Source organism: Deferrisoma camini S3R1 (assembly GCF_000526155.1).
Classification (GTDB): domain Bacteria; phylum Desulfobacterota; class Deferrisomatia; order Deferrisomatales; family Deferrisomataceae; genus Deferrisoma; species Deferrisoma camini.
The window spans coordinates 1,114,371-1,134,010 of the sequence record NZ_JAFN01000001.1; the positions used below are offsets into that span (position 1 = coordinate 1,114,371).

Annotated in this window: 20 protein-coding genes; 11 read left to right on the forward strand and 9 right to left on the reverse strand. The window is 65.5% G+C overall.

The window, feature by feature from the left end; genetic code table 11:
- Nucleotides 1-44: 44 nt before the first annotated feature.
- From DEFCA_RS0104885 to DEFCA_RS0104920, 8 genes are all read right to left on the reverse strand, one after another.
- The gene (locus DEFCA_RS0104885; RefSeq protein ID WP_169709448.1) at nucleotides 45-2,000 is read right to left on the reverse strand and encodes an O-antigen ligase family protein; all 1,956 of its coding nucleotides are present in this window, start codon (nucleotides 1,998-2,000) and stop codon (nucleotides 45-47) included.
- 290 nt (nucleotides 2,001-2,290) lie between these two features.
- Nucleotides 2,291-3,406 (reverse strand): glycosyltransferase, encoded by a 1,116-nt coding sequence (locus tag DEFCA_RS0104890; RefSeq protein ID WP_051463194.1) that lies wholly within the window; start codon nucleotides 3,404-3,406, stop codon nucleotides 2,291-2,293.
- Between the two features lie 406 nt (nucleotides 3,407-3,812).
- Nucleotides 3,813-4,178 carry a GxxExxY protein gene (locus DEFCA_RS0104895; protein ID WP_281173737.1) on the reverse strand — a complete coding sequence of 122 codons (366 nt, stop codon included), beginning with the start codon at nucleotides 4,176-4,178 and terminating at the stop codon, nucleotides 3,813-3,815.
- A gap of 544 nt (nucleotides 4,179-4,722) precedes the next feature.
- Entirely contained in the window at nucleotides 4,723-6,729 is a 2,007-nt protein-coding gene (gene asnB, locus DEFCA_RS0104900) for an asparagine synthase (glutamine-hydrolyzing) (RefSeq protein WP_025321923.1), read from the reverse strand.
- A gap of 102 nt (nucleotides 6,730-6,831) precedes the next feature.
- Nucleotides 6,832-7,101, reverse strand: coding sequence for a type II toxin-antitoxin system RelE family toxin (locus DEFCA_RS0104905; RefSeq protein WP_025321924.1), 270 nt, complete (start codon nucleotides 7,099-7,101; stop codon nucleotides 6,832-6,834).
- Nucleotides 7,085-7,309 (reverse strand): type II toxin-antitoxin system RelB family antitoxin, encoded by a 225-nt coding sequence (gene relB, locus DEFCA_RS0104910; protein WP_281173738.1) that lies wholly within the window; start codon nucleotides 7,307-7,309, stop codon nucleotides 7,085-7,087. Before relB ends, DEFCA_RS0104905 begins: the two co-directional genes overlap by 17 nt.
- 277 nt (nucleotides 7,310-7,586) lie before the next feature.
- Nucleotides 7,587-8,051 carry a type II toxin-antitoxin system VapC family toxin gene (locus DEFCA_RS0104915; RefSeq protein WP_025321926.1) on the reverse strand — a complete coding sequence of 155 codons (465 nt, stop codon included), beginning with the start codon at nucleotides 8,049-8,051 and terminating at the stop codon, nucleotides 7,587-7,589.
- The gene (locus tag DEFCA_RS0104920; RefSeq protein ID WP_025321927.1) at nucleotides 8,048-8,290 is read right to left on the reverse strand and encodes an AbrB/MazE/SpoVT family DNA-binding domain-containing protein; all 243 of its coding nucleotides are present in this window, start codon (nucleotides 8,288-8,290) and stop codon (nucleotides 8,048-8,050) included. The genes DEFCA_RS0104915 and DEFCA_RS0104920 overlap by 4 nt, the downstream gene beginning before the upstream one ends.
- A gap of 547 nt (nucleotides 8,291-8,837) precedes the next feature.
- On the opposite strand from DEFCA_RS0104920, the gene DEFCA_RS0104925 reads away from it, so the two are divergent.
- From DEFCA_RS0104925 to DEFCA_RS24505, 9 genes are all read left to right on the forward strand, one after another.
- Complete coding sequence (locus DEFCA_RS0104925; RefSeq protein ID WP_025321928.1) at nucleotides 8,838-10,613, forward strand: SLC13 family permease; 1,776 nt, start codon at nucleotides 8,838-8,840, stop codon at nucleotides 10,611-10,613.
- Complete coding sequence (gene cysC, locus DEFCA_RS0104930) at nucleotides 10,613-11,251, forward strand: adenylyl-sulfate kinase (protein ID WP_025321929.1); 639 nt, start codon at nucleotides 10,613-10,615, stop codon at nucleotides 11,249-11,251. Before DEFCA_RS0104925 ends, cysC begins: the two co-directional genes overlap by 1 nt.
- Entirely contained in the window at nucleotides 11,248-12,153 is a 906-nt protein-coding gene (gene cysD / locus DEFCA_RS0104935) for a sulfate adenylyltransferase subunit CysD (protein WP_025321930.1), read from the forward strand. Before cysC ends, cysD begins: the two co-directional genes overlap by 4 nt.
- Before the next feature lie 261 nt (nucleotides 12,154-12,414).
- The gene (locus DEFCA_RS0104940) at nucleotides 12,415-14,238 is read left to right on the forward strand and encodes a GTP-binding protein (RefSeq protein ID WP_025321931.1); all 1,824 of its coding nucleotides are present in this window, start codon (nucleotides 12,415-12,417) and stop codon (nucleotides 14,236-14,238) included.
- Between the two features lie 213 nt (nucleotides 14,239-14,451).
- The gene (cysQ, locus tag DEFCA_RS0104945; RefSeq protein WP_025321932.1) at nucleotides 14,452-15,243 is read left to right on the forward strand and encodes a 3'(2'),5'-bisphosphate nucleotidase CysQ; all 792 of its coding nucleotides are present in this window, start codon (nucleotides 14,452-14,454) and stop codon (nucleotides 15,241-15,243) included.
- A gap of 421 nt (nucleotides 15,244-15,664) precedes the next feature.
- Nucleotides 15,665-15,895, forward strand: coding sequence for a DUF433 domain-containing protein (locus tag DEFCA_RS0104950; protein ID WP_025321933.1), 231 nt, complete (start codon nucleotides 15,665-15,667; stop codon nucleotides 15,893-15,895).
- Entirely contained in the window at nucleotides 15,892-16,263 is a 372-nt protein-coding gene (locus DEFCA_RS0104955; RefSeq protein WP_025321934.1) for a DUF5615 family PIN-like protein, read from the forward strand. The genes DEFCA_RS0104950 and DEFCA_RS0104955 overlap by 4 nt, the downstream gene beginning before the upstream one ends.
- Nucleotides 16,264-16,513: 250 nt before the next feature.
- Nucleotides 16,514-16,846 carry a hypothetical protein gene (locus tag DEFCA_RS0104960; RefSeq protein ID WP_025321935.1) on the forward strand — a complete coding sequence of 111 codons (333 nt, stop codon included), beginning with the start codon at nucleotides 16,514-16,516 and terminating at the stop codon, nucleotides 16,844-16,846.
- 354 nt (nucleotides 16,847-17,200) lie between these two features.
- On the forward strand, nucleotides 17,201-17,725 hold the full coding sequence (locus DEFCA_RS24505; RefSeq protein WP_084318798.1) for a four helix bundle protein: 525 nt from the start codon (nucleotides 17,201-17,203) through the stop codon (nucleotides 17,723-17,725).
- Nucleotides 17,726-17,887: 162 nt separating this feature from the next.
- On the opposite strand, the gene DEFCA_RS0104965 is transcribed toward DEFCA_RS24505, so the two are convergent.
- Nucleotides 17,888-18,346, reverse strand: a complete 459-nt coding sequence (locus DEFCA_RS0104965; RefSeq protein WP_025321936.1) for a hypothetical protein — start codon at nucleotides 18,344-18,346, stop codon at nucleotides 17,888-17,890.
- Nucleotides 18,347-18,756: 410 nt separating this feature from the next.
- Here DEFCA_RS0104965 and DEFCA_RS0104970 point away from each other — a divergent pair, with 410 nt between their 5' ends.
- Nucleotides 18,757-18,987 carry a FitA-like ribbon-helix-helix domain-containing protein gene (locus tag DEFCA_RS0104970; protein WP_025321937.1) on the forward strand — a complete coding sequence of 77 codons (231 nt, stop codon included), beginning with the start codon at nucleotides 18,757-18,759 and terminating at the stop codon, nucleotides 18,985-18,987.
- A complete protein-coding gene (locus DEFCA_RS20295; RefSeq protein WP_025321938.1) occupies nucleotides 18,984-19,430 on the forward strand; it encodes a type II toxin-antitoxin system VapC family toxin in 447 nt (148 codons plus the stop codon). The genes DEFCA_RS0104970 and DEFCA_RS20295 overlap by 4 nt, the downstream gene beginning before the upstream one ends.
- The last annotated feature ends 210 nt before the right edge of the window (nucleotides 19,431-19,640 follow it).

The window sequence follows — 19,640 nt, forward strand, 5'->3', positions numbered from 1 at the left end:
TCGTCGGGGTCTCCCGCTTCCCCCACGGATCGGACCGGCTCCCCTCAAACTTGACCGGGGGCGGCGGGCAGATTCCAGCTCTGCCCGCTCTGAACCGCGGCCACAATCAGCAATCCGTAGAACAGCAGCGCTACTCTCGGTGCATCAATCGGACTGGAAGTCAGACCGAGTAAAAGAAAACCACAAATTGACACAAACCCAAGAAGGCATCCCCAAGAATCTCTCATGCCACGCGCGCAAGTGAAAAGTGCGACTAGGGCAAGAAGTGCAAACCCTGCCAACCCGACCAGACCGAGATCGAAAAACACATTCAGATAAAGATTTTTGACATGCCAGGGCAGGTGATCGTGATCGCTGTACAAGAACCATCCTTCGAGTCCGCGGTCAAACGACCCATTCCGTAGCACATTCCTCCCATCGGGGCCGATCAAAGCCACGTCGTCCACTTCGATCCATGCCCCTCGCCTGTGGAACCCCAGCTCGAACATGGGCGGCCACTGGGCCCACCATTTCCAGCCGCCGAAATTGCCCGTATCGATTGTGGACTCGACCCACACCCACGTTCCCGACGTGGTCTCGGCGACCACGTTTCGAGTCCGGTGCGGGTTGTACTCGTCGAGCAATAGATTTCGGCGCTCGATCTTTACGGGGAGCGTCGCCTTCTTGGCACCGGCGCGAACGCGGGCTCGGAACCGGTACTCCGTGTCGGGAAGAAAACGAACGCGCTGGCCAAGCAACAGGTACTGGGTGCCCCGCATCCGCAAAAACCGATTGCCTTCCTCCTCACGAATCACGTACGGCGCCGGTTGGGGTTCTTTCTGCACCACCGTTCGGTAGCGAGAAGGGAACGTGCCGAGCCCTCGGCCCCAGAGACGAGCTCCAGCATCCGGCTCCATGGCGGCGAGCACGTCCTCCCAATGCCCGATGCGTGTACGGAAGTCTTCCTTGGCCGCCGAAAAACGTGAGCTCATCAAATAGCCGCCCAGCATCGCCGATGCCAAAGCCAGAGCGACTGCGAGCCCAGCCCCGCCGAGGACGGTCGCCGGCTTCCAGGCTCGCCGAGGGCTCACGCGTACGAAGGCCGCCCCGAGGGTGACAAGCACCAAAGCCCCCCCCGAGGCGACAGCCAAGGAAAAAAGCAGGGAGTTCTCGACCCATCGGCTCGTCCAGGCTCCGTGGAAAACGACGTAACCGGAGAACAAGAGCAGAAGGATTCCAGCGCCTTGCCGCACCCGCGGGGAAAACCGATCCCCGCCGGCGACCAAGACCTCGCCCCCCACGAACGCGAATGTCCCTCCGGCCAGCGCCAGGTATCCACCCTTGCGAAAGAGAAACGAGTAGGTGATGCCCTGGAGAATCGCCATGAGAGCCCAGCCTGTCAGGGCCCCACCCCCCGCACGGAACCGACCCGACCAAACAGAAGCCAGCACGAACGCGACAGACATGAAGGCCACGACCGCATACGTCGTTCGAGTGAAACTGACCGCCACGGCGTATAGCAGCCCCAGCGCAGCCCCACCCGCTGCCGCCCGCCAAGCCCGTTTCCCGTCGGGACCAAATGCCTCCCCCAGCACGAACGGCCAGGAGAGCACGAGGTAGCCGTCGAACGCCGTGCCTCCGAGGTGCATCTCGGAGAACCATGCGGTGGCCCGGTACCGGTGCGTCACATCCAGCAGTCCGGAAAACGCCTCCCAGTAGGTGCTGGCCGCGGTCAAGTCGCCAAACACCCCCCGTTCCCATAACACGGCCACGGACACGACCGCGGCGCCGAGGACGAACCCCCGCGAGAGGGCCGCCCACACCCCGTCCCCCTCTGCCCGGACCGCGACCAGCCATCCGAGGCTGAACGCATACAGAGCAGCCTTGCCGACCCTCACCGCGTTCCACGCAGTTCCGTACCCGCCCAGGGCGTTTGCGTCCAGCGGAGGAAGGTCCGCCAGCGGTCGGGCGATTCCGAGCAACCAGATGAGGGCGACGAGCGAGGCCACGACGATGCCCAATCTTCCCCGCCTCGTACGCAACGGGTCCGACCATAGAACCCCGCCGAGGACGCACAGGGCGGCTACGTCGAACTCGTCCGCCAGTACCCATCCCGACCAGGGTCCCAGATTCACCAGCGGCGCCACCGCAGCCAGAACCCCGAAAGACGAAGCTGGGAACCGTGCCGCCATCCCGGCGATACCCGCGCCCACAGCGACGAGCCACACGCCCCCCGCTGGATATCTCCACGCCAAGAGCAGGGCCGCCCCAACAACCGCCACCGCACCTATGCGCCTAGCCGTACGTAAAATCACGCACCTTCCTCCGCCCCGCAGGAAGACGCTCGCGCCTTGCCACCGCCCCCCCATATCCGCTTCCACACCCCCTCGTACCCCGCCACCATGGCGGGGATGGAGAACCGCGCCTCCACGAGTTTCCTTCCGGCCCGGCCGTGGGCCCGGGCCCGGTCCGGGTGGAGGGCGTATCCCGCCAGTCCCTGGCCCAGGGCCTCGGCGTTGCCCGGGGGCATCAGGGTGCCGGTCTGCCCGTCCTTCACCAGCTCGGGGTTCCCCCCGACGCGGGTGGCCACCACGGGCAGTCCGGTGGCCATGGCCTCGAGGATGGTGTTCGAGATGCCCTCGTTCCGGGAGCACAGCACGAACACGTCCAGCGCCCGCAGGATCTCGGGCACGTCCGCCCGGTCGCCCAGGAAGATCACCCCCTCACCTGCGACGGATTCGAGCCGCCCCCTCTCCGGGCCGTCCCCCACCACCACGAGCCGGGCGTCGGGCACCTTGTCCCGCAGCCGGGCGAAGGCCTGGAACAGGGTGGGGTGGTCCTTGATGGGGTCCAACCGGCCCACGATCCCGGCCACGAACGCCTCGCCAGGAATGCCGAGCTCCGCCCGGACGCGCTCGCCGGAGCCCGGACGAAACACGTCGGTGTCCACCCCGTTGTAGATCTGGGTCACGGGCCGGCCCACCCGGATCTCCTCCACGAGCCAGCCCTCGATGGCCCGGGAGACGCAGGTGTATTCCCGCACCCAGCGGGCCAGCAGGCGCCGGATGCGCACCCGCTTGGGGCTTCGGCCGTCGGGGTCGTCCATGCCCCACCCGTGCTCGCCGTGCACCACGTTGCGGATGCCGGCCAACCGCGCCGCGATGATCCCGTCCATGCCGGGCCAGTTGCGGGTGTGGACCACGTCGGGCCGGAGCTCCTTCAGAATCCGCCTCAACTTGATGATGCTACGGATGGAATTTCCTGGGGGTTTTCTCAGCTCCACCACGTCGGTTCCCGGGGGCAGCAATCGCTCCGACGCCCCGGACACGGTGAGGCACACGATGGAGTGACGAAACCCCTCCGACCCGTGCCGCACCACCGTGGCGATCCCCTTCTCAAGGCCACCGGTACCGAAAGAGTAGAGCACGTGCACTACTTTTATATTGGCCACAGATTCACACAGATGAACACAGATAAGCTTTGAGTGTTTTGGTCTTCATACGAAACGATGCGAGCAAAACGCCGGTCTCTACAATCACTGCAGTCAAAGACCACTACAAACACAGAAGAACAGATTTCTTTTCAAACCAACACACAATCTGTGTCGATCTGTGCAAACCTGTGGCTAAAACACGATTCTTATATCAGCCACAGATCCCCACAGATGGACACAGATCTTCCCCATTGGACAGTCTAGACTGAGCGCACAAATACCAGTAACGGCAAAAATAACCGCAAAAACACCTTGCCGTTCTCCCAGAACAACGACCCTGCCATTAACATTCAAACTCTTTCAAACACCAAAATCTGTGGGCATCTGTGGAAATCTGTGGCTAAAACACCAACCTCTTGATCTGCGGCCTCGGGCCGAAGTTGAGTATCAAGCCCACGCGTATCCCCGTCGCCTTCAGGTAGTTCAACAGTTGCGCCTCGTGCTCCGGGGCGATCGTCTTGACGGCCTTGACCTCCACGATCACGCTGCCATTCACCACAAGGTCTGCGAAGTACTGCCCGACACACGTCCCCTTGTACTCCACCTCTAGAGCCGGTTGTTGCTCGGCGCTCACCCCTCGTTCCAGCAGTTCTGCCATCAGGGCGTTCTCGTAGACCTTCTCGAGAAAACCGTACCCCAAAGTGTTGTACACTTCATAGAATGCGGCAATAACCTTATCAGTAAGGTCCACATACATGTACTGCATGGGCATCTTCCACTCTGGCCACAGACCACACAGATAAACACAGATATTTCAGTTGGCTGCTTCACTCCGCACAGACAAATTATCAGCAACAGCAAGAACGATAACAAGAACTCCCTTGCCGCCTTTCCACAAACAACGGCTCAACCACTCATCTTCACAGACACCCATACAAGCTAAACAAAAAAATCTATGGAGAACCGTGCAAACTTGCGACCAAAACACGATCCTTGCATTAGCCACAGATCCACCTAAATAGCACAGAAACTGCGTTACGAACCCAAGCACAGATCGGCCGTCGATTGTTGTATACGACAATACAATCGTTCACGACACAATAGGAACAAATACCAGAAACACAAATCTGTGTTCATCTGTGTCCATCTGTGGCCAAGCAACAAAACATGACCATCAATATTAGCCACAGATCCACACAGATTTGCACTGGTACAACTCCGCATTTCGCCCCCGCCAGAAACTTGATCTTAATAGTTTACCGAACTTACCAGAAAACAGACCGCCAAACCTAATCTGTGGCCGTCTGTGTTTATCTGTGGCTAAACCTCCCCGCCCACAAGTTGAGCATCATCACGATCCACAGTTCGGTGGCGTAGTTGCGCAGGCCGTTTTGGTGCTCCTTCCAGATCCGCTCCAGCCGGTCCTGGCGGAAGTACAGGCGGCTCGCCTCGCCGTCCAGGATCAGACCCCGGGCGTAGTCCTTGAGCTCGCCCCGCAGCCACTCCAGGATCGGCACCCCGAACCCCATCTTCCTCCGGTACAGGATGTCGTCGGGCAGGTGGCGCTTAAGGGCCTTTTTGAAGATGTGCTTTCCGTCGAGCCCCACGAGCTTCAGGCGCGAAGGGATCCGGGCCACGTACTCCATGAACTCGTGGTCCAGGATCGGGCAGCGCACCTCCAGCGACACCGCCATGCTGGCCCGGTCCACCTTGGTGAGGATGTCGCCGCACAGGTAGGTCTGGATGTCCAGGTACTGGATCCTGGATAGGTGGTCCTCGGCCGGGGCCCGGCGGTAGATCTCGTAGAACAGGTCCCGGGTTTCGTAGCCACCCAGGGCCTCCAGCACCTCCGGCTTGAGCAGCGCCCGTTTCGCGTCCTCGTAAAAGGCGCTCACCGAAAAGAAGTACGCGTCCTCCGGGTCGCGGGCCACATTCGAAATGAAGGCCTTGCCCCGGAAGATCTGGGGCAGGTAGTCCGCCTTGGGGTAGAGCCTCCCCAGGCCGCCGAACACGGGTCTTCGCAGGGGCCGGGGCACCAGGTTGCGCACCAGGTTCTCCCGGGCGTCCATGTAGTAGCGCCGGTACCCGGCGAAGTTCTCATCCCCGCCGTCGCCGGAGAGGGAGACCGTGACGTTCTGCCGGGCGGTGCGCGACACGTAGTACGTGGGCACGGCCGACGAGTCCGCGAACGGCTCGTCGTAGTGCCAGGCCAGCTCCTCGATGACCGGGATGGCTTCGGGGGTCACGTGGAACTCGTGGTGGTCGGTGCGAAACAGCTCCGCCACCCGCCGCGCGTACTCGGCCTCGTTGTACTGGGCCACGCTGAACGAGATGGAGTTCGTGAGCACCGGGCGGCCGTCGGAGGCCCGGGCCATCAGGGCCACCACGGCCGAGGAGTCCACGCCTCCCGACAGGAACGCCCCGAGCGGCACGTCACTGATCATCCGAAGCCGGGTGGCCTCGTCCAGGATGCCCAGGAGCTCCTCCATCATCCGCTCCTCGGGCAGGTCGTGGCACGGGGTGAACGCGAGGTCCCAGTACCGGCGGACCTCGAACGCGTCGGCCGTGACCAGGGCGTAGTGGGCCGGGGGGAGCTTTCGGATCGACCGGAAGATGCTTTTGGGCGAGGGCACGTACAGGAGCGACAGGTAGTCCGACAGCGCGGTCAGGTCCACGTCCCGGTCCACCCCCGGAGCCTCCAAGATCGCCTTGATTTCCGAGCCGAACACCAGCCGCTCGTCGTCCACCAAGTAATAGAGCGGCTTTTTGCCCACCCGGTCCCGGACGAGCCACAGCACCTGCTTTCGCTCGTCCCACAGGGCGATCGCAAACATCCCCCGGAACCGCTGCACCGCGCCCTCGCCCCACTCCTCCCAGGCGTGCACGATGGTCTCGGTGTCGGAGTGGGTGCGGAACCGGTGGCCCTTGGCCTCCAGCTCCTTCTTCAAGGACTGGAAGTTGTAGACCTCGCCGTTGAACGCCACCCAAACCGTGCCGTCCTCGTTGGCGAGGGGCTGCTGGCCGGTGGAAAGGTCGATGATGGACAGCCGCCGGTGGCCGAGGCCCACGTGGCCCGGTCCGGCCGTTGATCGTAAATCGTGAATCGTGAATCGTGAATCGTTGGGACGTTGGTAGGACGCCGGGCTTCCCAGCTTCCCAGCCTCCCAGCCTCCCAGCGCGTCAACGGGCGGACGCCCGTTGACGAAGTACCCCTCCTCGTCGGGCCCCCGGTGGGTCAGGGTCCGGGTCATCCGGACCAGCACCTCGGGGTCGACGGGCGAGCCGTTGCGATGGAACAGACCTGCAATGCCGCACATGGAAACTCCGCTTTTAGGCTGGGAAGCTAGAAAGCTAGAAGGCTGGGAGGCGGAACGGCTTTTGGCCTCCTCGCCTCCCAGCCTTCCAACGTCCTAGCCGACTCACCCTCCGCGATACACCTCTCGGCGGGGACCGATACGGACCACCAGCACGACGAGCCTCTCGTCCTCGATCCTTGCGACGATCCGGTAGGGCCCCACACGGTACCGCCACAGCTCGTGAAGCTTCCCCGTCAGCGGGGCACCCAACGAGCGGGGGTCGTCCAGGGTCGACAGGCGTTCGAGGTACTTCCGAATCCGGTTCCGGGAGGGCGGATCCAGCCCCCTGACATCCTTCCGGGCGGACGCCAGGTACTCAATCGTCCAGCCCATCCCAGAAGTCCTCGTGCGAGACGATCAAGTCCTTGCCCGCTCGGAGGTCCTCCAGGCGCTTCTCTGCAAGGTACACGTCTTCCAGATCGTCCAGATACCGCTTCAGGGCCTCGCGCACGTAATACCCCTTGGGACGGGCGGTCATCTCGGCCAGGCGGTTGAGGCGGGCCTGAAGATCCTCGGGCAGCCGGAGCGAGAGCATTCCCATGGTTCTCCTCCCAGTCGGTTTTCGGGGGTACCCAGGGAGAATACATGTATTACACCCGCTCGGCAATCAGCCGTCGAACGGAAGGCCGTGCGGACGCTGGGACGCTCGGACGGGGCAAAGGCCGTGAATCGTGAAGCCGGGAATGGGTCCAACTGCCGCCGGTCGTCGGTCGTCGATCGTGAGCGGCCGGAGCTCAACGACCAACGACCAACGGCCTTTGGCCTTCCAGCTTTTCAGCCACAGATATACACGGATCGGCACGGATGGACACCCAAGCTCACCGCTCCAGCGCCACCAGCACCTCCGGGCTCAGGGCTTTTCGCCAGGCGAGGTCGTTCGACAAGAACAGCTCCGCCCCGGCCGCGAGTCCGGCGGCCACGATCAGCGCATCCGTCGCCCGCAGCCTTTCCCACCGGACCGACGGGTCCTCCCCAAGGTGGGCGAGAACCCGCTCGTCCACTAGGCGGCACTCCAGGTTCGGGAAAGCGCCCAGCCAGTCGCGCAGGTTTCTTGCCGTATCCCTCCTACCGGCCCATAACGGGCCCATCATGAGCTCGCCCAGGGTGATCGCTGAGACGACCCCCTCGAATCCGCCGGCCTCCAGGCTACGGAACACGTGTTGCGCGAGGTTTCCGTACCCCGGAACGTCCTCCACGAGGTAGATGATCACGTTTGTGTCGATCAGTACCTTCCGCCCGTCCAGGCGCCGCAGCAGGGATCCGGCGGACGCAAGCCTCGTCACGGGTCCTCGCGCTCCCGGTCCAGCCACTCCCGGACCTCTGCCGCAGTGCTTCCGAAGCATCCCTTTGCCGAACCCGCCAAGGCCTCGGTCAAAGACGGAACCGGCATGAGGACCAACCGGTCGCCCTCCTCCCGCAGGATCAGACGGGTGTCCTTCCGGATCCCCCACCGGCGCCGGATCTCGGCCGGAACGACAATCGTCCCCCTCTGCCCAACCCGCACGATCGTTTCCGTAGCCATGCTCCTCTCCAAATCCCCCCACGGTCCCGCGTGACCATCATCCGGCACCGCCCTCATCCGCCAATTCATTAGCATCTGAGGCTGGGTGCACGTCTGACATTATCCCACAGATCAGACATGGCACAATCGTCTCACGCCACGACGCAACGACGCCACGGGGGGGATTGAACCGGGGAACGGTGGGACGCCAGGACGTTGGGACGTTGGGACGCTAGGACGCCGGAATGCCTTCCAGCCTCCTAGCCTCCTAGCGTTCCAGCCTCCCAGCCGGCGCGAAGCGTCGACACTTGTCACCGATCACCCGTCACCGGTCACCGCCCTTGCCGGTTCTCCCCCGTTTCCCGTATCATTCCGCCTCCGTCGTTCCGGGACGACCGGCCCGGTGTCGTGCGACTCTTGCGATCCAGAAGGAGGGGGAGCTCCCTGATGACCGAGGCCGGAGACACCCTGCCGCTCGCCACGCGCTGCCGCCCCTGGGAACGGCCGCGCCCGGGCGCCGGCGCCTCCGTACCCGCCTCCCCCCTCCCCGCCGGCCCCGGGGACCGCCGTGTCGGCTGACGCCGTGCTCACCCTGGTGGTCGTGGCCGCCATGGTGGTGTGCCTGGCCCTCGACCTGCTTCCGCCCGACGTGGTCACGTTCTCGGCCCTGGGCACCCTGCTCCTGGCCGGGGTGCTCGACCCCTCCGAGGCCCTGTCCGGATTCTCCAACAGCGCCATGATCACCGTGGCGGTGCTGTTCATCGTGGCCTATGCGGCCCAGTCGGCCGGCGTGCTGGAGTACGTGGCCGCCAAGGTCATGGGCGACGGCAGGGGCATGCGCCGCGCGCTGGCGCGCATGATCCTGTCGGTCACCTCGTTCTCCGCCTTCCTGAACAACACCCCGATCGTGGCGATGTTCCTGCCGGCGGTGCGCGACTGGACCCACCGCAAGGGGTTTCCCCCATCGAAGTTCCTGATCCCCCTGTCCTACGCATCGATCCTCGGAGGCCTGTGCACCCTGATCGGCACCTCCACCAACCTCCTGATCAACGGCATGTACCAGGAGGCCGCGGGCCGTTCCCTCTCGATGTTCGAGCTGGCGTGGGTCGGGGTGCCCTGCGCCCTGCTCGCCATCGCGTATCTCCTGACCCTGGGGCCGCGGCTCCTGCCCGACCGCAGCGACCCGGAGGAGTCTCTGTTCGGGCCCGGCCGGGAGTACCTGTTCGAGATGCGGCTCACGCCGGGAAGCCCCCTGCGGGGAAAGACGGTCGAGGCCGCGGGCCTGCGGCGGCTGGGCAGCGTGTTCCTGGCCGAGATCCTGCGCGGCCCGGTCTCGATCGCGCCGGTCAAGCCCACCGACGTGCTGGAGGACGGGGACCGGCTGATCTTCGCCGGCGCGGCCGAGGGCGCCGTGATCCTCCACCGGATCCCCGGCCTCGTGCCGTCGGGGGGCCACGACCTCTACCACGAGATCCGCCGCCGCGGCGAGGGCAAGGTGCTCGAGGCGGTGGTGTCCCGGTCCTCGCCGCTGCTCGGAAAGACCATCAAACAGGGCAACTTCCGCGGCCGCTACGACGCCGTGGTGCTGGCCGTACACCGACACGGCGAGCGCGTACGCGGGAAGCTGGGCGCGCTCAAGCTCCGACCCGGCGACACCCTGCTCCTCCTGAGCGGTCCCGATTTCCTGAAGCGCTGGGGCCGGTCCCGCGAGTTCTACCTGGTCTCCACGGTCTCCGAGATGCCCCGCCTCGACCGCCGCAAGACCTGGCTCGCCGCGGTCGCCCTGGGCGGCATGGTGCTCCTGTCCGCGTCCGGGATCCTGAGCGTGCTCAAGGCCGCCGTGCTCGCGGCCGTATTTCTCATCGTGACCCGCTGCGTCACCGCGGTGGAGGCCCGCCGCTCCCTCGAGATCAACGTGCTGGTCGTCATCGCCAGCTCCCTCGGCATCGGCTACGCCCTTGAGAAGACCGGCGCGGCCGCCTCCATCGCCTCGATCGTGCTGCAGGCGGTCCAGGGCCTGGGGCCCCGGGCCCTCCTGGCCGCCGTGTTCGTGTTCGCGTCGGGGCTCACGGGGTTCATCACGAACAACGCCGCCGCGGCCCTGGCGTTCCCGGTGGCCCTGTCGGCCGCGAAGGGCGCGGGGCTCGACCCCCACCCGTTCGTCATCGCCGTGGCCGTGGCGGCCTCGGCGAGCTTCGCGAGCCCGGTGGCGTACCAGACCAACATGATGGTGTACGGCCCGGGCGGGTACCGGTTCACCGACTTCGTGCGGGTGGGGCTGCCCTTGCACCTGCTCTACCTGGTAGGATCCGTGCTCCTCATTCCCATGATCTGGAGTTTTTGATGCCAGCGAAACCGACCCACATCCGGTGGCACGAGCGGCTCGTGTCGCGGCAGGACTACCAGCGGAGGAACCGGCACCCCTCCATGGTGCTCTGGTTCACCGGGCTGTCCGGCTCGGGCAAGTCCACCATCTCCCACGCCGTCGAGCGGCAGCTGTTCGACCGGGGGTGGTACACGTACCTGCTCGACGGGGACAACGTCCGCCACGGCCTGAACCGGGACCTGGGCTTCTCCGCCGAGGACCGCAAGGAGAACATCCGGCGGATCGGCGAGGTGGCCAAGCTGTTCGTGGACGCCGGGCTGCTGGTGCTCACCGCCTTCATCTCGCCGTTCCGGGACGATCGGGAGCGGGTGCGAGCCCTGTTCCAGCCGGGGGAGTTCGTCGAGATCCACGTGAAGTGCGACCTGGCCACGTGTGAGCGGCGCGACCCCAAGGGGCTGTACCGCAAGGCCCGGGCCGGAGAGATCCCCGACTTCACGGGCATCTCCAGCCCCTACGAGGAGCCCGACGACCCCGAGCTCGTCCTGGACACGGCCCGATGGAGCGTGGACGAGTGCGTCTCGCACGTGGTGCGGTACGTCGAGACTCGCAAAGAGGCCTGGTTTCAGCCCTTCACGGAGAAACGGGAGGCACGATGACGGAGATCCTGGTCAACCGATACGCCCACCTTCGCAAACTGGAGAACACCTCCGTGCACATCCTGCGGGAGGCGTACGCCAACTTCAAGAACCTGTGCATGCTGTGGTCCATCGGCAAGGACAGCACGGTGCTGCTGTGGCTGGCCCGCAAGGCGTTCTACGGCCACGTGCCGTTCCCGCTGGTGCACATCGACACCCACTACAAGATCCCCGAGATGATCGAGTACCGGGACCGGCTCACCCGGGAGTGGCACCTCACCATGATCTACGGGGAGAACCGGGAGGCCCTCGAGGCCAAGCAGACCTTCCCCGACGGCAACGTGGACCGGATCACCTGCTGCCGGAACCTCAAGACCCTGGCGCTCCGGAACACCCTGGCCGGCACCTGGCCCCGGTACCGGTTCAACCACGAGACCGGCCGGTACGAGAAGGACAGGAACACCGAGCCGTTCACCGGGGTGATCGTAGGGGTGCGTGCCGACGAGGAGGGCTCGCGGTCCAAGGAGCGGTACTTCTCCCCCCGCGACCGGGCCTCGAGCTGGGACATCGGCGACCAGCCCCCCGAGTTCTGGAACTACTACAAGGTGGACTTCGCGCCGGGCACCCACGTGCGCATCCATCCGCTGCTCGACTGGACCGAGCTCAACATCTGGGAGTACATCAAGCTCGAGAACATCCCCACCGTGTCCCTCTACTACGACCAGGGCGAGGGGAAACGCTACCGCTCCCTGGGGTGCTGGCCGTGCACGTTCCCCATCGAGTCCGACGCCGGCACCGTGGACGAGATCATCGACGAGCTGCGCAGCGGCCGCCTCAAGAACGTGGCCGAGCGCGCCGGCCGGGCCCAGGACAAGGACGACGGCGGCGGCCTCGAGACCCTGCGGCGGGAAGGGTATATGTAGGAACTGCGGTGACGGGGGGAACTTCGGTGATGCGTGACGGGTGACGAGTGACGCGGTGAGGGCCCGGCGGCCCCTCGCCCCAACGTCCTGTCGTCCCAACGTTCCAACGGTCCTCGACCAACGATTCACGATTTACGGCAGTTCCTACGACCAACGACCCGCGGCCTTTCCCAACGATTCACGATTCACGATTTACGATTCACGATTCACGGCCGTTTCCGATTCACGGCATTCCCGACGACGAAACAGGTGACGAACAAGATGACCCAGACGGAGCAGATGAACATCGTGATCGTGGGCCACGTGGACCACGGCAAGTCCACCATCATCGGCCGGCTGCTGGCCGACACCGGCAGCCTGCCCGAGGGCAAGCTGGAGCAGATCCGCGACCTGTGCGAACGGACCTCCAGGCCGTTCGAGTACGCCTTCCTCCTCGACGCCCTCAAGGACGAGCAGTCCCAGGGCATCACCATCGACGCGGCCCGGGTGTTCTTCAAGACGACCAAGCGCCACTACATCATCATCGACGCCCCGGGCCACATCGAGTTCCTGAAGAATATGATCACCGGCGCGTCCCGGGCCGAGGCCGCGCTCCTGGTGATCGACGCGAACGAGGGCGTGCAGGAGAACTCCCGGCGCCACGGCTACATGCTCTCGATGCTCGGCATCCAGCAGGTGGCCGTGTTGGTGAACAAGATGGACCTGGTCGAGTACAGCCAGGAGGCCTTCGAGCGGATCCGCGAGGAGTACCGGGCGTTCCTGGGGAGCATCGGCATGGAGGCCAGCGCCTACATCCCGGTCAGCGGGTTCGCTGGCGACAACGTGGCCGACCGGGGGCAGAGGATGGGCTGGTACCGGGGCCCCACCGTGCTCGACGCCCTCGACGCCTTCCAGGCCCGGGCCGACCACGACCACCTGCCCTTCCGGATGCCGGTGCAGGACGTGTACAAGTTCACCCGATTCGGCGACAACCGCCGGATCATCGCCGGCACGGTGGCCTCGGGAACCCTGCGGGTCGGCGACCGGGTGGTGTTCTACCCCTCGGGCAAGAGCACCGTGGTCAAGTCGTTCGAGCAGTTCCCCGCGCCCGAGTCCGCCGAAGGGGCACTGCGCAGCGCGGCCCAGGGGGAGCCGGCCGGGTTCACCATGACCGAGCAGATCTACGTGACCCGGGGCGACCTGGCAGTCCGGGCCGACGAGCCGCCGCCCCACGTGTCCACCCGGTTCCGGGCGAGCCTGTTCTGGCTCGGCCGCCAGCCCATGGAGCCGGGCAGGGACTACGTGCTGCGGCTCGGCACCGCAAAGGTGCCGGCCCGGCTCGAATCGGTCCACCGGCTGATCGACGCCTCCACCCTCGAGGCCACCGAGGACGCCAAGGCCGTGGGTCGCCACGACGTGGCCGAGTGCGTGATCGTCTGCGACCAGCCGCTGGCCTTCGACCTGAGCCGCGACCTGCCGGACACCGGCCGGTTCGTCATCATCGACAACTACGAGATCAGCGGGGGCGGCATCATCCAGGAGGCCCTGCCGGACGACCAGTCCTGGGTCCGCGACAAAGTGGTGGTCCGCAACATCAAGTGGGCCCGCAGCGCCATCCCGAGGGAGGACCGGGCCGCCCGCTACAGCCAGGAGCCCGCCCTGGTTCTCGTGACCGGCGCCCGCGAGTCCCACAAGAAGGACCTCGCCAAGGCCCTGGAGGCCGAGCTGTTCGCCCGGGGCCGCTTCGTGTACTACCTGGGGCTCGGAAGCCTCGTCTACGGCCTGGACGCCGACATCAAGGCCCCCGGCATCAACAGCCTGGCCGACCACCGGGAGGAGCACCTCCGCCGGTTCGCCGAGGTGGCCCACCTGTTCCTCGACGCGGGCACCATCCTGGTGGCCAGCGCCATCGACCTGACCCACACCGATCTCGACCTGATCCAGACCGTGGTACAGCAGCACCGCACCCTCGTGGTGTGGGCCGGCGACGAGGTCCGCACCGACATCCCGTTCGACATCAAGGCGGACCCTGCCGAGCCCCTGGACCACGCGGTACGCCGCATCACGGCGGCGCTCCAGGAGCGGGGGGTGATTTTCAGGGGGTGAGGATCGGGGCCAAACTGCCGTGAATCGTAAATCGTGAATCGTTGGTCGAGGATCGTTGGGACGGTGGGACGGTGGGACGGTAGGACGCCGAAATGCCTCCTAGCCTCCCAACGTTCCAGCCTTCCAGCCGACGCGAAGCGTCGACACTTGTCACCGATCACCCGTCACGCGTCACCGCCTTTCCCACTCGTCACGGCCTTTCGGAGGCATTTCATGGACAACCCGAACCCCACCATCCGACTCCTGCTCGAACTCGCCGAAGCCGCGGCCGCCGAGATCCTCCGGATCTACGAAGGCGACATCCAGGTGGAGGAGAAGGGCGACCGATCCCCCCTCACCGAGGCGGACCGGGCGGCCCACCGGGTGATCGCCGAGGGCCTCGCCCGCGCCTTCCCGGACGTGCCGGTGCTGTCCGAGGAGGGCCGGGAGATCCCCTACGCGACCCGCCGGGCCTGGTCCAGGTTCTGGCTCGTCGACCCCCTGGACGGCACCAAGGAGTTCATCAAGCGAAACGGCGAGTTCACCGTGAACATCGCCCTGGTGGAGGGGGGCCGGCCCGTGCTCGGCGTCATCCACGTGCCGGTGCAGGGGCGCGTGTACTGGGGCGACGTCGCAAGCGGCGCCTGGACCCGCCAGGCCGGCGGCGAACCCCGGCCCATCCGGGTGCGCCGACCCGACCCGGCCCGGGGGCTGGTGGTGGTCCAAAGCCGCTCCCACCCCTCCCCCGAGACCGAGGCGTACCTGAAGGGTCTGCCGGTGGCCGAGAGCATCGCGGCGGGCAGCTCGCTCAAGCTCTGCGCCGTGGCCGAGGGCCGGGCCGACCTCTACCCCCGGCTGGGCCCCACCATGGAGTGGGACACCGCGGCTGGCCAGGCCATCGTGGAGGCGGCCGGCGGCCGGGTCGAGACCCTGGACGGCGAGCCCCTGCGCTACAACAAGCCCGACCTGCGAAACCCCTACTTCGTGGCGAAGGGGGCCGGGGCCGTGAATGGGAAACTGCCGTGAATCGTGAATCGTAAATCGTTGGTCGGGGACCGTTGGGACGGTAGGACGCCGAAATGCCTTCCAGCCTCCTAGCGTTCCAGCCTCCCAGCCGACGCGAAGCGTCGACACCCGTCACCGCCAAACTGCCGTGAATCGTAAATCGTGAATCGTAGCGAGGTGGCTGGGCGGCCGGAGCCCCTGCCCCGTCAGAACGTCCGCACGTCCCACCGTCCGCGCGTCTTCCCGTCACCTGTCACGGCCGTTCCCTCCCCTCACCGATCACCTACCAGGACCCAGGCGCGCCTCTAAAACTCAAAACTTGCGTACGTCCCCTCCCCCCACGCAAGGCTCCTCCTTGACAGGGGGCCACGCGCCCACCACACTCCTGCCGTATCGTATCCAAGAATCCCCCTCTAGTCGGTGCGTCGCCGGGGAGGAAACCATGAAACGCTGGGATCGAATCACGGTGGATCCGCACATCCTCAACGGTCAGCCTTGCATTCGCGGTATGCGCCTTACGGTACGAAGGGTTTTGGAAGCTCTCGCGGTCTCCGCCAACGTCGCGACGGTTTTCGAGGAATATCCGGAACTCGAAGAAGAAGACATCCGGCAGGCCCTTGATTTTGCGGCCCACTGCCTCACCGAACAGACCATCGACCTGGACGCGGCGTGAGGCGCATCCCCCTCGACCAAGGGCTCCCGCGCTCCACGGGACGAATTCTGCGCGATCTGGGCTGGGACGCCGTCCACGTCGGAGACGTCGGGCTGGCGCGGGCAACCGACAGCGAGCTTCTCCTCGTCGCCGCCCTCGAACGGCGGGTGGTGGTGACGTTGGACGCCGACTTCCACGCCCTCTTGGCCATACGCGAGCAGGCCACCCCTTCCGTGATCCGGATTCGCCGAGAGGGTCTCGACGGTCCAGCCGTCGCCCAACTGCTGGTGTCGTGCTGGCCGAAAATCGAGCAGGCGCTAGCAGAGGGTGCCGCGGTCTCCATTACGGCAACCGCGATCCGGATTCGCAAGCTCCCGATCGGCGGCTAATAGACCTGTCGGCGTACGGAGCGTCCCACGTCTGCCCGAGCCTAAAAACTGCCCTCGAATATCATGCCCACGCGAGTCCTCCCGCCCGGACGTGGGTGTCAGTCTTCCATGTAACTTCCGCTAGGAGGCGGACGCTCGTCCCCTCGCCCTCCTGCGCCGCGTGGCAAGCGCAGTCCAGTCCTTGCATCCCGGAATCCAGGGGGGCAAGATGCCCGTGTGCGAGTCGATCCCGTCCACCGGAGACACGGCCATGGAAAAGGACCATCTCGAAATCCTGCTCGAGGACATCCGGGGAAAGTTCGACCTTGTCCTGGAGGGCCACGAGGTCCTTCGCGCCGACATCGAACGGGCCCGTCAGGAGTCGCGGGAGCGCGATGAACAGCTCCTGTTCATGATCCGCGCACTCAACGACAAAATCGATGGAGTGGACGCCCGGTTAAGCGCAAAGATCGACGAGGTGGACACCCGGCTCAGCGCCAAGATCGACCGTGTGGACTCGACCCTCCACGAGGTGAAGGAAGACCTCGCTGCCCACCGTCGGGACACCGAAGTCCACCTTCCTCGCCCGGCGAAGGGCGCGTAACCCCCTCGGGGGGTAAACTCAGCCGCCGGACCCCAGAACCGGGCCGACCGATCACCGCGCGCACCGGAACCCCCGGGGAACGGCCCCGACCTTCTCCTCCTCCCCGCCCCCGCCCCGCGCGCCCAAAGGCGCAGGGAGCCCCCAGCCCAGGCCGATAATCGAATAACCGGTCAACGTTCCCTCCAGCACCCAGGCTTGCCATTGACGGCCTAGGGTTTTGCCGCCACAATGCCACCATACCCGTTGCAGGATCGCGAAGGGGCACGGTGGCCGAGCACGACACCGGGTACAAGAACTCGAAGGCCGTGACGTGTGACCCAGTGACGGGGGGGAACTGCAGCGACGGGTGCGCTGATGAGGAGCCACAAGGACCTCGCCGCGTGGAAGCTCTCTCTCGCGCTGGTCACGCGCGTGTACGCCGTGACACGCACTTTTCCCGAGGGAGAGGCCTGGGGGCTCACGGGTCAGATGCGTCGGGCCGCGGTATCGATACCTTCCAACATCGCAGAGGGTGCGGCCAGAGGTTCGCGGCGGGAGTTTTCTCGGTTTTTGAGGATGGCACTGGGCTCGGCGGCGGAACTGGAGACCCAGATATTAGTCGCGAAAAACCTGGATTACCTCGAAAACGAAAACACTTTGCTGGAGCCGCTCACCCAAATACGCAGGCTGATATCCGGCCTTCTGAAAAGTCTGGAGAGGTGTTTCAACACGAGTAGGCGTAGTTGTTGCGTCCACCTGGCACCGGGGGCTCCGAAATCCCCTACCTGCCTCCGCGTCCTCGGCACGGACCGCGCGGCCCGCGTAGCCAGCTGCTCACGGCAGATACGGAGTTGGAGCAAGCCTTCCGTCGAGCAACCTTCTCCCGTCCAAGGGCGATAACTTCAGAACTTGCCGACGTCTCATTCTCCGTCGCGGAGGCGAAGCGGCCTTTACTCACATAGTCAAGGGCCTCCCGCTGTCCCGCTTCCTGGCAACTACGCAGCAGCGTCCCCCCGTCGTGGCCCTGTCTCTCTCCGCCCCCCTCGCGCCCACAGAAGCTGCTCAGGCTGCGATCCGGCGTTTGAGGTCTTCGATGGTTCCTTCCATAGAGGTGATCCGGTGCTCCATGTGCCGGAGCACCCGGTCGTACTCGTCTCGCCGCACGATCGCCTCCCCCAAGCGATCCATCCGGGCGGATAGCCGATCGTACCGGTCAATGAAATCCCTTCGCACATCCTCAATCCGCTCCGTGAGCTCGGAGCGGACGCCTATGATCTGCTCCGTGAGCTCAGAGCGGACGCCTATGATCTGCTCCGTGAGCTCGGAGCGGACCGCATCGATGCGTTTGTTCGTCTCGTCGATCCGGCGGCTCAGGTCCGTCAACTGGAGCTGCAAGTCGCCCATCCGCTGGTTGGTGAGATCCAACGCCACCCTCACCTCGGCCACACTCCCCTGCAAGGCCTCAAGCTGGGGGACCACCCACTCCTGGATCGCCTTCTTGATGACCTCGGCCACATCCATCCCACACCTCCGAGAAATATCTCGACTGTTCGCACCTTACCGGGGCGTTGGACGTTTGGCAAGGCAGAGCGGCTGCTCTCCGCTGGGAGAGCCGTAAGTCGTGAGTCGTGGTGAGGCGCGCACCGGGTAGCCGGGCGCAAGGCCTCACGTCGGTGGGAGCCTGCTTCTGCAGGCGATCCCGGGCAGAAGGCCCGGTTCGCGCTTTCCAGCCGACGCGAAGCGTCGTCACCCGTCCAAGCTGCCGTGAATCGTAGCGAGGCAGCTGGGCGGCCGGAGCCCCTGTACCCGTCCGAGCGTCTCCCCGTCCCTGCAGTTCTCGTTGCGAGCTTCGCGGCGTTGCGTGAGCCCGGAGCTTGGAAATTGACAGCATTCTGCAAGCACATCATACTGTGCTCACGAAAGGAGTCATCATGAAGTCCCTAACGGTGCGCAACGTTCCGGATGACGTCTACGAAGCCTTGGCGTCGTTGGCGAAACGCAACCGTCGGAGCCTCCAGCAGCAGGTCCTCGTCCTGCTCGAGCGGGTACGCGCGCTGAACCGCCCCTCACCGGTCGGTGCAGCCGCCCACTGGAGGGCACGGCTCCAGGGCCGGCCGTTGGGAGATACCGTCGCGGAGGTCCGGGAGGAGCGCCGCAGGTGAGAGCCTGGGTCTTGGACACCTCGGCGATCGTGCGCTTCTACGTGCCCGACGGCCCCGTGCCGGACGGGCTCGTGGATGCGGTGGAGACGGCGTGGCGCGGCAACGGTGTCTTGATGGTGCCCGAACTGGCCCTGGCCGAAGCGCCCCAGGTCCTGCTCAAGAAGGAACGGGCCGGTCTGCTGCGCGCGGACGAGGTGGACGGGATCCTGACGGAGATCCTGACCCTTCCCATGGACGTGGTGGGACACCGGGACCTCGTCCTCGGAGCCGTCGAGCTGGCCCGGCAGGTGGGGCTGACGGTCTACGACGCGATCTTCCTCCGTCTCGCCCTGGACCACGGTGCCGATCTTGTCACAGCTGACAAGGATCTGGAGCGCGCTTATCGCCGAGCGCTCAAGCCGTGTGCCGGCCCGACTGATCCGCAGGGCGGAAAGCGCTCGTGACCCCTTTCCCTCGTGACCCGCAACACATGTGCGGCGGCTGGGCGGCCGGCGCGCCTGCCCCGTCCAAACGTGCGCACGGTATCCCAACTGCCGTGGGTGGTTCTCGCCGGTCGTGCGTCGTGGAGTGCCGACGACCCGCGACCAGCGGTACCCATCCCACCTGCGAGTCACGACCCACGACGGATGGCTATTCCGGTGCTTTGCGGCGTT

Excerpts from the sequence above, each read along its gene's own strand:
- asnB (WP_025321923.1), bottom strand. The coding sequence starts at position 6,729 with ATGTGCGGCATTGCAGGTCTGTTCCATCGCAACGGCTCGCCCGTCGAC.
- DEFCA_RS24505 (WP_084318798.1), top strand. The coding sequence starts at position 17,201 with ATGAGGAGCCACAAGGACCTCGCCGCGTGGAAGCTCTCTCTCGCGCTG.
- DEFCA_RS0104950 (WP_025321933.1), top strand. The coding sequence starts at position 15,665 with ATGAAACGCTGGGATCGAATCACGGTGGATCCGCACATCCTCAACGGT.
- cysC (WP_025321929.1), top strand. The coding sequence starts at position 10,613 with ATGCCAGCGAAACCGACCCACATCCGGTGGCACGAGCGGCTCGTGTCG.
- DEFCA_RS0104965 (WP_025321936.1), bottom strand. The coding sequence starts at position 18,346 with ATGGATGTGGCCGAGGTCATCAAGAAGGCGATCCAGGAGTGGGTGGTC.
- DEFCA_RS0104940 (WP_025321931.1), top strand. The coding sequence starts at position 12,415 with ATGACCCAGACGGAGCAGATGAACATCGTGATCGTGGGCCACGTGGAC.
- DEFCA_RS0104895 (WP_281173737.1), bottom strand. The coding sequence starts at position 4,178 with ATGCAGTACATGTATGTGGACCTTACTGATAAGGTTATTGCCGCATTC.
- cysQ (WP_025321932.1), top strand. The coding sequence starts at position 14,452 with ATGGACAACCCGAACCCCACCATCCGACTCCTGCTCGAACTCGCCGAA.
- cysD (WP_025321930.1), top strand. The coding sequence starts at position 11,248 with ATGACGGAGATCCTGGTCAACCGATACGCCCACCTTCGCAAACTGGAG.
- DEFCA_RS0104960 (WP_025321935.1), top strand. The coding sequence starts at position 16,514 with ATGGAAAAGGACCATCTCGAAATCCTGCTCGAGGACATCCGGGGAAAG.
- relB (WP_281173738.1), bottom strand. The coding sequence starts at position 7,309 with ATGGGAATGCTCTCGCTCCGGCTGCCCGAGGATCTTCAGGCCCGCCTC.
- DEFCA_RS0104905 (WP_025321924.1), bottom strand. The coding sequence starts at position 7,101 with ATGGGCTGGACGATTGAGTACCTGGCGTCCGCCCGGAAGGATGTCAGG.
- DEFCA_RS0104970 (WP_025321937.1), top strand. The coding sequence starts at position 18,757 with ATGAAGTCCCTAACGGTGCGCAACGTTCCGGATGACGTCTACGAAGCC.
- DEFCA_RS0104920 (WP_025321927.1), bottom strand. The coding sequence starts at position 8,290 with ATGGCTACGGAAACGATCGTGCGGGTTGGGCAGAGGGGGACGATTGTC.